Source organism: Leptolyngbya sp. DQ-M1, from assembly GCF_039962505.1.
Taxonomy (GTDB): domain Bacteria; phylum Cyanobacteriota; class Cyanobacteriia; order Leptolyngbyales; family Leptolyngbyaceae; genus Leptolyngbya.
This window is the reverse complement of sequence record NZ_JAMPLJ010000004.1, coordinates 365053-379593: the sequence shown is the minus strand read 5'-3', so window position 1 is coordinate 379593 and position 14541 is coordinate 365053. Positions and strand designations below refer to the sequence as shown.

General features: G+C 48.8%; 13 protein-coding genes and 2 pseudogenes. 5 read left to right on the top strand and 10 right to left on the bottom strand.

The genetic code is table 11. The annotated features are described in order from the left end of the window. Positions 1–21 precede the first annotated feature (21 nt). Positions 22–1497 (bottom strand): sugar transferase, encoded by a 1476-nt coding sequence (locus NC981_RS15080; protein WP_348243700.1) that lies wholly within the window; start codon positions 1495–1497, stop codon positions 22–24. Positions 1498–2313: 816 nt separating this feature from the next. On the opposite strand from NC981_RS15080, the gene NC981_RS15075 reads away from it, so the two are divergent. From NC981_RS15075 to NC981_RS15060, 4 genes are all read left to right on the top strand, one after another. Continuing rightward, a complete protein-coding gene (locus tag NC981_RS15075; protein WP_190377759.1) occupies positions 2314–3372 on the top strand; it encodes an NAD-dependent epimerase/dehydratase family protein in 1059 nt (352 codons plus the stop codon). A gap of 353 nt (positions 3373–3725) precedes the next feature. Then, positions 3726–5078, top strand: coding sequence for a glycosyltransferase family 4 protein (locus NC981_RS15070; RefSeq protein WP_348243699.1), 1353 nt, complete (start codon positions 3726–3728; stop codon positions 5076–5078). After that, the gene (locus NC981_RS15065) at positions 5075–5866 is read left to right on the top strand and encodes a WecB/TagA/CpsF family glycosyltransferase (RefSeq protein ID WP_348243698.1); all 792 of its coding nucleotides are present in this window, start codon (positions 5075–5077) and stop codon (positions 5864–5866) included. The genes NC981_RS15070 and NC981_RS15065 overlap by 4 nt, the downstream gene beginning before the upstream one ends. 58 nt (positions 5867–5924) lie before the next feature. After that, positions 5925–7064, top strand: a complete 1140-nt coding sequence (locus NC981_RS15060; protein ID WP_348243697.1) for an endo-1,4-beta-xylanase — start codon at positions 5925–5927, stop codon at positions 7062–7064. 83 nt (positions 7065–7147) lie between these two features. Here NC981_RS15060 and NC981_RS15055 read toward each other — a convergent pair whose 3' ends face one another. The 5 genes and pseudogenes from NC981_RS15055 to NC981_RS15035 form a co-directional block, all read right to left on the bottom strand. After that, a complete protein-coding gene (locus NC981_RS15055) occupies positions 7148–8086 on the bottom strand; it encodes an RluA family pseudouridine synthase (protein WP_348243696.1) in 939 nt (312 codons plus the stop codon). Between the two features lie 201 nt (positions 8087–8287). Further along, a pseudogene (locus NC981_RS15050) lies at positions 8288–8634 on the bottom strand (type II toxin-antitoxin system RelE/ParE family toxin). Continuing rightward, positions 8627–8866 (bottom strand): annotated as a pseudogene (locus tag NC981_RS15045) (hypothetical protein). Before NC981_RS15045 ends, NC981_RS15050 begins: the two co-directional pseudogenes overlap by 8 nt. 215 nt (positions 8867–9081) lie before the next feature. Next, positions 9082–9870, bottom strand: a complete 789-nt coding sequence (gene cobA, locus NC981_RS15040; RefSeq protein WP_348243695.1) for a uroporphyrinogen-III C-methyltransferase — start codon at positions 9868–9870, stop codon at positions 9082–9084. A 118-nt stretch (positions 9871–9988) separates the two neighbouring features. Further along, positions 9989–10735 carry a sirohydrochlorin chelatase gene (locus NC981_RS15035; protein ID WP_348243694.1) on the bottom strand — a complete coding sequence of 249 codons (747 nt, stop codon included), beginning with the start codon at positions 10733–10735 and terminating at the stop codon, positions 9989–9991. Positions 10736–10892: 157 nt separating this feature from the next. On the opposite strand from NC981_RS15035, the gene NC981_RS15030 reads away from it, so the two are divergent. Further along, positions 10893–11606 carry a hypothetical protein gene (locus NC981_RS15030; RefSeq protein WP_348243693.1) on the top strand — a complete coding sequence of 238 codons (714 nt, stop codon included), beginning with the start codon at positions 10893–10895 and terminating at the stop codon, positions 11604–11606. Here the strand turns inward: NC981_RS15030 and NC981_RS15025 are convergent. Genes NC981_RS15025 through NC981_RS15010 form a run of 4 tightly spaced genes read right to left on the bottom strand, consistent with a single transcriptional unit; the run spans position 11603 to position 14527 of the window. Further along, positions 11603–12019: a hypothetical protein gene (locus NC981_RS15025; RefSeq protein WP_348243692.1), complete on the bottom strand. Its 417-nt coding sequence runs from the start codon at positions 12017–12019 to the stop codon at positions 11603–11605. The two genes, NC981_RS15030 and NC981_RS15025, sit on opposite strands and share 4 nt — an antisense overlap. A gap of 7 nt (positions 12020–12026) precedes the next feature. Then, positions 12027–13397 carry a GH1 family beta-glucosidase gene (locus tag NC981_RS15020; RefSeq protein ID WP_348243691.1) on the bottom strand — a complete coding sequence of 457 codons (1371 nt, stop codon included), beginning with the start codon at positions 13395–13397 and terminating at the stop codon, positions 12027–12029. Beyond that, positions 13390–13596 carry a hypothetical protein gene (locus tag NC981_RS15015; protein ID WP_348243690.1) on the bottom strand — a complete coding sequence of 69 codons (207 nt, stop codon included), beginning with the start codon at positions 13594–13596 and terminating at the stop codon, positions 13390–13392. The genes NC981_RS15020 and NC981_RS15015 overlap by 8 nt, the downstream gene beginning before the upstream one ends. Continuing rightward, a complete protein-coding gene (locus tag NC981_RS15010; RefSeq protein ID WP_190377748.1) occupies positions 13577–14527 on the bottom strand; it encodes a PhoH family protein in 951 nt (316 codons plus the stop codon). The genes NC981_RS15015 and NC981_RS15010 overlap by 20 nt, the downstream gene beginning before the upstream one ends. Positions 14528–14541: the final 14 nt, after the last annotated feature.

Genomic DNA, 14541 nt, shown 5'->3' with positions numbered 1-14541 from the left:
TTGGTGACTGCTCACGCTCAGCTAATAGGCACCCGTCTTTTGCAGGACAACACTAATAGTTTGTAAGATGATTTTTAAATCCAGCCAAAGCGACCAATCTTTGATGTAAACCATGTCTAATTGCAGCACATCATCAAAATTATCGACATCTGATCGCCCTGAAACCTGCCACATTCCGGTAATTCCAGGTAAAACCGCATGGCGAATGAAGCAGTGTTCTGAAAACTTTTCTACATCCCGCACAGGCAGCGGTCGCGGCCCCACAAAGCTCATCTCGCCAAGCAACACGTTAAAGATCTGCGGGAGTTCGTCTAGGCTATAGCGGCGCAAAAACTTACCAATGCGGGTGACACGCGGATCGTCTTTGATTTTGAAGAGAACGCCATCGCGGGTTTCGTTCTGGCTCTCTAGCTGCTTCTGTAGCTCAGGTGCATTCACGACCATCGTGCGGAACTTCCAGACGCGGAAGGGACGGTTGTGCAAGCCGATGCGAGTCTGACGAAAGAAAATCGGGCCTGGGGAATCCAGCTTGATCAGCAGCGCAATCACCAGATAAACGGGGAAAGTCAGGGCGAGAAACACAACCGAGGCAAGGAAATCAAAGCAGCGCTTCACCTGAAACTCAACGCCAGCGATCGCAGGTGGCGCAAATGTCGAGCAATAAAAGTCAGGCAATTGCCAAACCCGTGAATCAGAGCAACTTTCATCCCGACCCAGTAGCACACAAACATGAAGCGTTATTCCCGCGTTCCGTAGATCCCAGTAGAGCAGCATCAGCTCTCGCGCAGGCAACTGTGAACATAAATAGACTTCAGATACTCCCATCCGCGCCAACCTACGAATGGTTGCTTCTCGCTGCTCATCGCTTAACTGCTGCGAATCATTCCAGCCTGCCACAGTGTAGTAGGATTTCTGCCCCAAAAGCGGCACAATCCGCTTTGCTTGCTCTGGCTGACAGAAGATGAACACCGTGTGCCGCCCCGCTCCGGCTTGGCGCACGCATTGGATTAAAACGCTGGTTAAGCATCGCCCTAAAACGAGGAACACTGTGCCCAAAAGCGCAAACCAAGCGAAGGGAAGCAGTAAACGGGCATCTACCGAATCGGTGAATAGGGTAGTTACTCCGATCGCGCCATCGACCAGCAGTAGCGTTCTGCCTAGCTTGCCAAAGTCCCGCCAGCCGTTGCCTTCGCAATAAAGCCCCACAACTGCAAACACCCCGACCGTCAAAATGGCGGTGGGTGTAAACGAGATGATGCGCTCCTCAACTCGCAAGGAGACGCTGAGATCTGTGCCGCTGACTTGCGCGATTCGCCAAGCGACATACAAGAGCACAAAGTCAAGTGCCATCAAGACCGAAAAGCGAAGCCAATTCATTACGCTTCTTTGATGAATCTGAAGCGAGGCGGGAGAGCGCAAGTCCCTGACTCGTTGCTCAGGTAGAGGGCGCAGAGTGCGGAGGCGCGACTCTGGTGGACGAGAAACTTGAGAGGTCATATAGTGTCTGAATCGTGCAGGAATGAGGAGCAAGAACGGGGTTATAACGCCGGGGCTGTGCTGCTAAGCAGCGAAACAACCCTTCAACAACGATCGACAGCCTTCTCCGAAGCAGCCAGCCCAGCCAGACTAAATTCAGGCAGTCTCCTGCATCAAACATCAACTCAACATTCAGTCTGTTCAAACATCCGTATTCCTATGTAACAGTGTTTAGGAGGTAGGTGCTTGAACGCTGGATTGATGCTTGTATCATTACTGAAGACTTTGCATCAGCTTTGCCTCTCGTTGCCTGGACTGCATCTTAGTACAGCGAAGACAAAGTAGCCAAGCACACGCTAGGGTGACTTCACTTAAACTTTACGCAGTCATCCGTGATATGAGGGAGTGATTAGATAAATTTACGGAAGTCGATACGGTATTCCGCTCAAAATTCAAATCGTTTTGAACATCCTTGAGGAGGTAGCCCCTGAATAGAGCTGGAGGTAGGGTACTGCTCCTTATAGCGCAGGATGAGCCAATCCGACTTGGCGTACTGAATGTCATAGCGCTTCAAACCCTCTCCAGATGAGCAATTACCGACTTTTTAATGGCTTAAACTGTCGAAACTGTAGAGGTGGACCGATCGTTAACTCAGGGTGTTACGGCTTCAAGCGATAAGAAACGCCATATTTTTTGAGCCAGTTCTTCTATAGATTGCACTATTTTACTAACTTTAAAGAAACGGTGAAATTGCGGATATTTGCTTGATTCAGGCTGAGAAAATCATCTAGATTGCGTCCATCTAGCAACGTTATCAGCAAAACGAGAATTGATTACATGAAAGTACTGGTTACTGGCTCTAGTGGCTTGATTGGTTCGGAAGCAGTGGAATATTACGATCGCGCTGGTCATCAGGTCATCGGCGTAGACAACAACATGAGAGCCAAGTTCTTCGGCGCTCAGGGTGACACCCTCTGGAACCTCAAGCGACTGCAAGGTAATACTGCTCAGTTTCAACATTACAGCATCGACATTCGCGATCGCGATCGCTTATTTGAATTGTTCCAAGAACATACATTTGACTTGATTATTCACTGTGCGGCTCAGCCCTCACACGATAAAGCTTGCCAGATCCCCCTCTTGGACTTTGAAGTGAATGCGCTTGGAACGGTCAATCTGCTCGAAGCCACTCGCCAGTTCTCCCCAGAAGCGGTGTTCATTCACATGAGTACCAACAAAGTGTATGGCGATTCCCCCAATGAGATTCCCCGCGCAGAGCTTGAAAAGCGTTACGACTACGCCAACGCAGAGGATTATCACGGTGTGGCTGAAACCTGCCGCATCGATCGTACCCTGCACTCCCTGTTTGGTGCATCGAAGACGGCAGCCGACGTGGTAGCACAGGAATACGGACAGTATTTTGGCATGAAGGTTGGCGTGTTCCGGGGCGGCTGCTTAACGGGTCCGTCGCACTCAGGAGTTGAACTGCATGGATTTCTGTCGTATTTGGTGAAAGTTGCACTGACGGGCGGCACCTACAAAGTCTTTGGCTATAAAGGTAAGCAAGTCCGCGATAATATTCACAGTTACGATGTTATCCAAGCCTTTGAAGCTTTTCGCAATGATCCGAAACCGGGCGAGGTTTATAACTTGGGCGGCGGACGCGACAATAGCGTTTCGATCCTCGAAGCCTTTGACTGGGTGGAGTCGATCAGCGGCCGGAAAGTGAACTGGGTCTATGTGGATCAAAATCGTATTGGCGATCACATTTGCTACATCTCTGACCTGCGGAAAATGAAGTCGCATTTTCCCAACTGGACAATCACGCGCAGCTTGCCGAGCATCTTCGAGGAGATGGTTGCCGCAGAGTCTGATCGCTTAGCAGCACTGGTGTAGCCTTACACCGAAAAATCGTAATGATAAACAATTGGATGCTCCAGCTTCCAGAATTTCATTGCTAGAAAGCGGCAGAGTCGCTACAGGCTGGATCTGAATATCACACACGAAAGCTTGTCTAACTACATTTAGGGTTGCATTGATTTAGTCTTAGTCAGCGTGTCAGTTGACGGGGAATTTATGACAAAAGATTTGCTCAGGACAGACCTCGCGATCGCTGCGTCGCCCCGAAACATCTATTTAACCCTTTTTCGAGTTTGAGCGATGCGTTGAATTTGCATTGCAGTGACTCATGCTTCTTGCTAGGCTTCGTTGATCAAATTAAAACGCTACGGAACTTGAGGCGCTTGGTTATGTTAGAAACACAGGCAATGTACCCCATTGCAAATCGAGGGCGAAACGGGGATCAGGAGCGGTTCCTGCTGTTTGAACTCGATACTCGCGGACATCACCCTGGCTATATTCAGCATCTCGTCAGGTACTGGTGTCAGCACAATCTGCCTGGACAGCTAGACGTGCTAGTTTCGCCAAAGTTTATCCAGCAGCATCACAACATTGTCAAGCTGGCTGAATCCTCCTCAACAGTCCGATTTATATCGATTACCGAGGCTGAAGAAGCGGCGCTATTCAACAGCTTTGATTTAGCACATTCCTTTCGCGGTCGGATTGTTCGAGCATTTCAGGAGTGGCGCTTGTTACGTCAGTATGCACTCTCGCTAGGGACGACGCATATCTTTGTGATGTATTTGGATACAGTTTTACTGCGCTTGGCGCTGAAGGTGACCTTGCCTTGTCCGGTGAGTGCGATCTACTTTCGACCGATTCTGCATTATGGGACGTTTCCAAACTACGTTCCTGAAGGTAAAGAGAGTGCTTGGCAGTGGCGCGATCGCGTCTGCCTAGCTCGGTTTTTACTTTACCCGAATCTGCAAACCCTATTCTGCCTCGATCCGTTTGCGGTGGAGTATATCAATCAGGTCTATGGCACCACTAAGGCTGTGTATCTGCCTGATCCAGTTCAGCGATATACCTATGCTGAGAGTGAGTATGAGCAACTAAAAACGCGCCTAGGCATTCAACCGAATCGAACAGTATTTTTGCTGTTCGGAGCGCTAAGCAGCCGCAAAGGGTTAAGTCAAGTGCTTGACGCGATCGCGCTATTACCCCCCGCCTTGTGTCAGCGAATGGCCCTGTTGTTAGTGGGGCCAATGGAAGAACCCCAACAGCTTGAAGCGCGAATTGCTGAATTATCTACAACCAAGCCGATTCAGATCATCACCGAGCATCGATTTGTGCCAGATGAAGCCATTCATCCCTATTTTCAAATTTCTGATGTCGTCTTAGTGCCTTACCAACGACATGTTGGTATGAGCGCGATCGTCGTCCGAGCGGCAGCGGCACAAAAGCCCGTGCTTGCCTCAGATTTCGGCTTAGTGGGAGAGCTGACTCGACGCTATCAGCTAGGACTCACGGTTGATTCAACGCAGCCAGATGAAATTGCCAAGGGAATGACTCGCTATCTGCTGGAAATTCCTAGCGAGTTATGTGATCCGGCACAGCAAAAGCAGTTCGCCGATCGCAATACAGCGGAGCAGTTCGCTGGCCAAATCTTTCAATGTCTACAGCGCAGTCCTGCGCGTAGAGATCGCAGTTTTGCGAATCCAGCATCCGATTACTCGCAACTCAGCAACTCACAAATCTTATGAATTCTACAGTGTCACCCTACCAGCGCTTCGGGGAAGTCCGCCTCTTAAACACAAAATTTCACAAGCTTACGGTTAATGAGCTAATTGAGTATATTGTTGAAGCTGCTCAGTGGAATCAGAAAACAGTCGTTGCCCATACCAACGTGCGCGGCATGAACTTTGCATGTTCGCTGCCTTGGTACCGTCGCTTCATCAACCAGGCAAATTTGGTGTTTTGCGATGGTTTTGGAGTCATCCTCGGCGCAAAGCTCAATGGCTATGATCTTTGTTCGTGTCATCGCATGACTTGCCCAGATTACATTGAGTCGCTTGCCCAAGCTTGTGAGCGGCAAGGCGTGTCGCTATTTTTGCTGGCAGGCAAGCCAGGCGTGACCGATCAGGCGATCGCCAAGCTCAAGACGGTCGCACCGAATCTTAAAATTGAGGGACATCATGGCTACTTCAGCAAAGTCGGTGCGGAAAACGATGCGGTGATCGAGCAGATTAATCGCTTTCAGCCCGATGTTTTGTACATTGGGTTTGGGATGCCGCTACAGGAGCGCTGGATTGTTGATAACTACGATCGCGTCGATACCCGTGTGTTTCTGCCCCTCGGAGCCTGCCTTGATTTCTACACCGGCACAGTGTATCGCGGTCCGCGCTGGTTAACAGACATGGGATTTGAGTGGTTAACGCGACTGGTGACAAAACCAGGACAGCTTTGGCAGCGATATATTTTGGGGAATCCACTGTTTTTCTCGCGGGTTTTAGCTGAAGCCTTGAAAAGACGGTTAGGCATGAAGAAGTGATAGCGATATTGCATCAGAATTGATTCCTTATTGCCAAGCGATTCTTAGGAGAGCGTGTATGACCCTTTCAAGACGGCGCACTCTACAACTGGGTTTAGGAGCAGTTGCAGCAGGATGCTCTGGAATTGAGCGACAACCCGTTCGCGCATCGGACAATCCGAAACAAACTTTTTCTATGGCCGGAGAGATGCAGCTCAAGCAACGGGCAGCTGCAAAAGGACTGATTTATGGTTCAGCCGCAAGCTATTCTTCATTGAAACAAGATCCGCAGTTCGCTAAGCTCTTTGCTGAGACTTGCGGCATTTTAGTCCCTGAGAACGAACTAAAGTGGGGAGCCTTGCGCCCTGCATCAGATCGCTATGACTTTACACAAGCAGATTGGATGGCAGAGTATGCTCAGCAGAACAACATACTGTTTCGGGGACATAACCTAGCTTGGAAACATTTCAATCCAGACTGGCTAGAAGGTGTAACTAGCCGGAATGCTGAGCAAGTCCTTACCCGACACATCACGACGGTTATGAAACGGTATGCGGGACGGATGCACTCTTGGGATGTCGTGAACGAAGCGATCGCGGGTATTCCAAGTTGGCGGTCAGATGGGCTTCAAACTTCTCCGTGGTTGACGATGCTCGACAAGGACTACATTGATATTGCATTTCGAGCAGCAGCAGCAGCCGATCCGAAAGCGATGCTAGTTTATAACGACACGGCACTCGAATATGAGAAGCCCGAAGATGAGCGGACGCGATCGGCGGTACTGGCTCTGCTGCGGGATCTCAAGTCGCGTAAGATTCCAGTCCATGCCCTCGGCATTCAGGCACACTTAGATGCTGCGGAAACGCGATTTAACGCCAACAAGTTGAGGCGGTTTCTCAGTGATGTGGCCAGCCTGGGTCTAAAAATTCTGATTACAGAGATGGACGTAAAAGATCAGAATCTTCCCCCAGATAGGGAACTGCGCGATCGTAGCGTTGCGCGTACTTATGAAGAATACTTGTCAGTGGTACTTGATGAACCTGCTGTGGTTGCCGTGATGACTTGGGGACTTAGCGATCGCTACACTTGGCTGGCTGAGACTAACCCCCGTAAGGATGGTTTAGCGATCCGTCCATTACCATACGATGAGAATTTAGGTCGGAAGCCAGCTTGGAATGCGATCGCTCGTGCCTTTGATGCCGCACCTAAACGGAGTTAGATCAAACCCCTTGTAGTGAATTCTGTCGAGGGCGAGAACACACGCTTGAGGTACCTGAAATTTTGGGATGTGCTGGTTCCCGCCTAATTCATACTCCTATTTAGCAACGCCCGTTTCCTCAGTACCTCTAACAAAGTTGTAAAATAAGCGGGAACAGGCGCGATCGCTTCGACCCACTTCTCAGTTACAGGATGAATTAATCGCAGCCGCCAAGCATGAAGGGCTTGTCCGGGAAGATTGACCCCAATCGATCGACCAGAGCTATAAACCGGATCGCCCACAACTGGATGCCCGATAAAAGCACTATGCACTCGAATTTGATGTGTTCTTCCGGTTTCTAGCTCGAATTGCAGCAGCGTATAGTTTCCTAAGCGCTCTTTGATTTGCCAATGGGTGATTGCGCGTCTTCCGCCTTTTTCTTCGGGAACGATCGCTTGTTTTTGTCGATCGACGGGATGCCGCCCAATTGGTTGATCAACGGTTCCGCTCTCTTGTTTTGGCGCACCGTAGACGATGGCGTAATAGTCTCGTCGAGCCGTTTTAGTACGGAATTGTTCTTGCAGGTGATGAAAGGCTTGCTCGGTTTTCGCGACAACGATCGCGCCTGTGGTGTCTTTATCTAATCGATGCACAATTCCAGGACGCTGTACCCCATTGATTCCTGGTAGCGTTTCGCAGTGTGCTAACAAGGCGTTTACTAATGTTCCTGATTCATGTCCGGCGGATGGATGCACGACCATTCCCGCAGCTTTATTTACAATGATCAATGAATCATCTTCATACAAAATGTCTAACGGAATTGGTTCTGGTTTTAGTTCAAGGGGTTGTGCGTCGGGTAGTTCAATCTGAATCAAATCACCGTCTTCGACTTCTGCTTTTTTTGATTTGCAAAGTGCGCCGTTGACTTGAACGTGACCGAGTTCGATTAATTTTTGAATGCGCGATCGTGACAGATCGGGAAGCTGATCCGCGAGATATCGGTCGATGCGCTCACCGCTTTCTTCAACATAAAACTGAATCAATTTTGTCTCACTCGCCTAGACAGTCATAATCTATCTTACGCTCTCAATCGAGGCTCCAGCTTTCACGGTTGTGGTTCCAGAATCTGAAAAATACTCTCGCGACTAACCTGTTCTGTTGTTTCACCTTCTGCGCTCGCTCGTTCTCCTCCCGTTTTAGCAAGTCCTAGCTCCTATCTAATCATTTTCCTTGCCTTTGATCGATTACTTCTCATACTCTGAAATAATGCTCCGAATGTCGTCTGCGGCAATATCGACTTGCTCAGATTTTGTGTAAATGGTCAGCAAAATAATGCCCGTTACTGTTCTGAGGTAATAAATTAAGCGATAGCCACCACTTTTCCCTTTCTGAGTATCACTGTTCCGGACTCTGAGTTTGAAGACTGGATAGCCCACTCCCGGTATTTGATCTCCTGGTTGCTCTCCTTGCTGAAGTTTTTCGATGATGGGCTGAATATCTTTCTGAACGCTTCGATATTTCTTGGTTAAGTCCCGCAGATTTCGTTTGAGTGTAGATGAAGTTGAACTTGAATTAAGGGTTGCTCAGTCATCCTCAAGCCCTTCCCAAAGCTGGCTGACTGGAATTGTTTGTCCGGTCATTGCTTCATGCCAAGCTTGCCGAAAATCAGCTAACAGTTCTGCTTTAGATTTATCCTCTATGTCTGTCTCTTCTGGAATGAGAACAATTACTTCTACACGGCTGTTCTTTTCTTGTAGAAGTGGTTGATCTCAGGATAATTGTCCTTGATCATCGATCGTTGCCATGACTTTTAGTGCCTTCATTGCGCCTCCAGCTAGGTCAAGTTGATCTCTAATACTTCAATCTGCTGATTAATCCAGGCGATCGCGCTTTCTTCGTCGGTCTCGATCACTCGTTCTACTCCTGTTTTAGCAAGTTCTAGCAGTTGTTTCGATTGCTATCTCTTTTGATGGGATTCTTCAACCTTGTGACAAAAAGCTTATAAATCCCCTCAATTACGCAGGATTACTTTTCACAGCTAGAATTTCACATCTAGAAATTGTGGGCGACACTGCGACAGAATTTCATGCAGATTGACAACATTCCCGATCACCGCGATCGCAGGCGCACCAAAATTTGCAGACTCCATCTGAGCGCAGATCGTTTCCAGCGTTCCGATCAATTCTTCTTGCTCTGGACGAGTTCCCCAACGCACCATTGCGATCGGTGTTGCTAAACTCATCCCCGCTTGATGCAATTGTTCAATGATGTGCGGCAAATTGTGAACACCCATATAGATGACGATCGTTTCTGACCCCTGTGCGATCGCGCCCCAATTTACGGCAGGGCGATACTTTCCAGCTTCTTCGTGTCCGGTGACAAACGTCACCGATGAACTATACGATCGATGCGTCAGTGGAATGCCTGCATAAGCTGGAGCCGCAATCCCAGAGGTAATTCCGGGAACCATTTCCACAGAAACTCCTGCGGCAATGAGATCCGTCATCTCTTCGCCACCGCGCCCAAAGATAAACGGATCGCCTCCCTTCAACCGAACAACGATCGCCGCTTCTTGAGCTTTTTCGATTAATAACTGCGTAATCTCCTCTTGCGCCATCGAGTGCCGTCCGCGTCGTTTTCCTGCGTCAATGCGTTCGGCGATCGGATTAATCATTGCCAAAATTGGCTCACTCACCAAGGCATCATAAACGACCACATCAGCGCATTCTAGTAAAGCCTTTCCTTTTAGAGTCAGCAACCCCGGATCACCTGGCCCCGCACCGACGAGATAGACTTTACCGATGCAATCTGTGTTTGTTGTAGTCATCGTTAGGAAGATTAAGAAAACGAGTGAAGACTGAGTACCTCACAGTAATCAGTCTAGCCGCTTAAATTTGCTACTTTCGATACATGACGTTTGGAAAATTTGTAAATTTCGTCACGTTTTATCTCAGGATAGGAACTGATTTGTCGATCGCGCAATTGAATTCGGCTGGAGATTGCACCGTAATAAAATCTGTAATCAACCACAGCAAATCTTCACAGAAATCAAATGGAGCCAACCATTGCAGCGTGAGGTCAGGATGTTCTTCGGAAAAAGCCTGAATTGCTCGCTCGATCGCATCTGTAATCCCGCCTGAGAAGAGAAAATATGGCAAGATCGCAATTCTCTGACATCCTTGCTGGTTTAGCTCAAGCAAGCGTGTTTCTAATTTCGGCTCAACTGACCAGTAAGCAGAAACCGCACTGATCGCATTTGCAATTTCTTCAATGGGCGCATTCCCACCCGATCGACGACTGCCATGAGACATCAGAATTCGAGCATCAGCGGGAAACTCACCCAATCTTGAAGCAAGAACCTCTGCCATTCCAGAATGAGTTCCTAGATGCGGCAGAATTTGAAGTTTGGTATCAATCCGAGACTGAGCGATCGCAATTTGTGTGGGAATATCTTCCATTACATGAACCCCCGGCAGCAGAAACAGCGGCAGAATCTGAATCTGCGAAACGCTTTCATGCTGGCGACTAAATTCCTCGATTTGCTCATGCAGCGCAGTTGGGGCGCATTCTAAAACAGCCGCTCCTACCGGAACAGATAACCGTTGCTCTAAGCGATCGCGCAGTTGATCGATCGCCACTTGGGGACGAATATCTCGACTTCCATGCGTAACGAGAAGATAGGCAGAACGCAAAATGCAAGCCTCAATCTACAAATGTAAAGTTAAGTAACATTCTAACGGCTCCGCTGCACCCTCAACACAAGCAATCTTTAAACAGAGATAAAAAGTGAATTGATCAAGACGCTGCGTGCTACACTGACCGAAATTTTATCTTGTCGCTTGGGCATCTATGCGAGTTCAATTGAAACAAATCGGGATTAGAACTGCTGTACAGCTTAGCGTTGCCGTCGTGAGCCTATCAGTTGAATCTAGTTTTGCTCAAGCGCAGAGACTCCCCCCGCCGCCGAATGTCCCCCCCATTCCTACCACTCCTAGTGCGCCGCTTCCTTCAACTAGCCCAGACTTCCCACCGCAAGCCCCCATCAATGTTGCTCCCGATGAACGGATTTACACGGCTCCAGGCGTGAGTCCCGTCAATCCCGTTGCGCCTGTGAGCGGTCGATATCGCGTTTTCGTGGATAGCGATAGTCCATTTGTCTTGCAGCGGGTGCGGGTGATTCAGCCGGATGCTTTTCTTCAAAATGCCAGTGGACGCAGAGTGATTCAAGCAGGGATATTTAACAATGAGGTGAATGCTCGGCAGCAGGTTTCACGTTTATCTACTCAGGGAATTTATGCCCGAATTACAGGGGGACTTTCTCAGCCCGGAAACCCGCAACGGGGCTATTATGCGGTCGTCCCCGGCAATCAATTCGAGGTGCAGGAGCATCGCAATCGAGCCATTCGTCTAGGCATCTCTCAGTCTGCGGTCAGGATTCGCAATCGCCCGCTTGGATTGCATCTCGCAGTGGGTCCTTTCTCGGATGAGGGGGAAGCAGAACGAATGGTGCGAAATTTGCGCGATCGCGGCAGGATGGATGCTCGACTGTTTTATGCTCGCTAAGCAAACGTTGCGAACACCCAACCGAGTCCGAGTCCCAACCACGCGACGACCACGAGAATGATTAGAGCTTGGTGATGAGTATATTCAGCCGTTTGCAAGTCCAATCGCACCAGGGATTCTGCACTCAGCACCATAATGATCGGTACAAAAATCTTAAACCAGTTGAGCAGGATCGATGCAAACGCTGCGATTGCCAACAGTGAAGCAAAAGCAACCGTGTCTGACTTAAACCACTTGGTCAGCATTTTTTCCGAGCTAGTAATCGGGTGCATCAAGATCAGAGCCAGAATTACACCGATGCTCGCAGCAGAAGCAAGCGATGTCCAAAGGTGGGCAGTGGAGATGATTAATTTTCCGAATGTGGCATATGCCGCAAATAGCAGAGATGCAGACAACCAGGGAAATCTCTTCATACAGGCGCTAAACTATGCGGTTTTGGCGGATACACTCAGCGTACCAGTGATAGCTTGATTTCGGTATCCGTCGCTGGGTTTTGTAATCGACATAGGTAATGCCAAATCGCCGATCGTATCCCCATGCCCACTCAAAGTTATCCAGTAAGCTCCAGACAAAATAACCGCTGATCGGATAACCTTCGCTCGCAGCTCGATGAACGCCTTGAAGATGCTGACGCAGATAGAGAATGCGATCGGTGTCAAACACTTCACCAGAATTGGTTAATTCATCTTGAGCAGCACAGCCGTTCTCGGTAATGAAAAGTTTGAGATCCGGACGATTTAAGGTTTCGCTAACGTGCCGAATCCCCCAATACAAACACTCTGGAACAAGATGTAACCAAGGCATATGTAATAGCGGATAGCCTTTGGGAAAATTGATCCATTCACAGCCTTGTGAATTGTCCGCAGCACGAATGTAAGCGCCGGTGTAAATATTTAGACCAAGAAAATCTAAAGGTTGATGAATGATTTCTAAATCACCGGATTGAATGTCTGGAGCATCATTGCTTAACTGTTTCAGAAAGCCTGGATGGTATTCACCTGTTAATGCGGGATAAATCATTCCACCATTGCGAAAGTGATAGGGAAAGGCTTTTTTTGCAGCTTCGATGTGTTCCGGTGCTTCGATGATGGGCACAGTGACTCCAAAGTTATCGACTAAGCCGATCGACGATCTCGCTGAATTTGCTCGAATTGCCTGGCACGCTAATCCATGTGCTAACAACGCATGATACGAGGTTTGCCAGACTTCTTTCAGCGACTTTACCCGCGTTCCTGGAGCCATTTCCGGCTTCTTGTTCACCGCGTAGGCTAAGTGCGTAAAGCAAGTAATTTCATTCAGTGTCATCCAGTTCGTGATCCGATCGCTCAATCGAGCTACGATCGCACCGACATACTCTGCAAAATCCTGCGCCATTTCGCGACTGCGCCAAGATCCGTATCGGTCTTCCAACGCTTGGGGGCTATCCCAATGAAACAGCGTTGCCCAAGGGGTAATCCCGTGATCCAACAGGCAATCGACTAATCGACGGTAGAAATCGACTCCAGCTTCATTGACTGCACCGCGTCCATCCGGGACAATCCGACACCAAGAAATGCTGAAGCGATAGTTCTTGATGCCCAACTCTGCCATCAATTTAATGTCTTCTTCGTAGCGATCGTAATGTTCGCAAGCGATCGCGCCTGTTTGCCCTCGAAAGGTGTTGCCCCGCTTGGCGCTAAAAGTATCCCATACGCTTGGTTTTCGTCCGTCTCGCTTAACCGCTCCTTCGATCTGATATGCCGAAGTTGCAGCACCCCATTCAAAGCCCGTTGGAAACTGATGGTTAACCATGATTGCGTGAGAACTTGAATAAAAGTACGGTTGCTAAAATCAATGCAGGAGATAACACAGCAAACAATACATTAAATAAGGTGGGTTCGATCGCTGCAAAAGGAGCTAGATACTTAATTGCGATCGACACCAGCAACGATACGCCCATCACTTTGAGAATTACATTGAGCGTGTCCATATTACTTCTCGTACTGCTCATAAGCTTCCACAATTCGCTGCACCAGTGGATGTCTGACTACATCAGCTTTGGAGAGCGTACAGAATGCGATCGTGTCGATCGATTGCAGAATCCGATTCGCCATTGCCAATCCTGATTCCTGATGCATTGGCAAATCTGTTTGCGTCAAATCTCCAGTGACAACCATTTTGGATTTAAACCCAAGCCGAGTCAGTAACATCTTCATTTGCGCTGGCGTTGTATTTTGTGCTTCGTCCACAATAATAAACGCATTGTTCAAAGTGCGTCCTCGCATGTACGCGATCGGTGCCACTTCAATAATCCCACGCTCCATCAAGCCGCTAATTTTTTCTGGCTCAACAAACTCATATAGTGCGTCGTACAGGGGACGCAGATAAGGATCGATCTTCTGCTGCAAATCTCCGGGTAGAAACCCTAGTCTTTCTCCGGCTTCCACCGCTGGACGAGTCAAAATCAAGCGCTCATACTGATTCGATAACAGCGCTTGAATCGCCAAAACCGCAGCGAGATAGGTTTTTCCAGTTCCCGCAGGCCCGATACAAAAGGTTAAATCGCGCGATCGTACCGCTTGAATATACTGCCGTTGCTTAAACGTCTTCGCCCGAATGGCTTCACCGCGCCGCGTCTTCCCCAATACGTCCTGCTGAATCGTCTGAAGTTCGCCTTCTTGATGCGTATCCAAGGCATGACGCGCCGTGAGAATATCGACGCTTGAAATCGCTTGTCCCTTGCTCCAAGAAGACTCTAGCGAACCGACTAACCCCTTGACTAGCTCAATCTGATTCGGCGTTCCCGTAATCATCAACTCCTGCCCGCGCAGCACAACCGTAGCTCCAGTCTGACGGGCAAGAATTTTCAGATTGTCTTCTCGATCGCCAGAGAGTGCGATCGCGCTTTCAGGACTTGGCAGGGGCAGCGTAAATGTTTCCATGCAGTACCAAATAA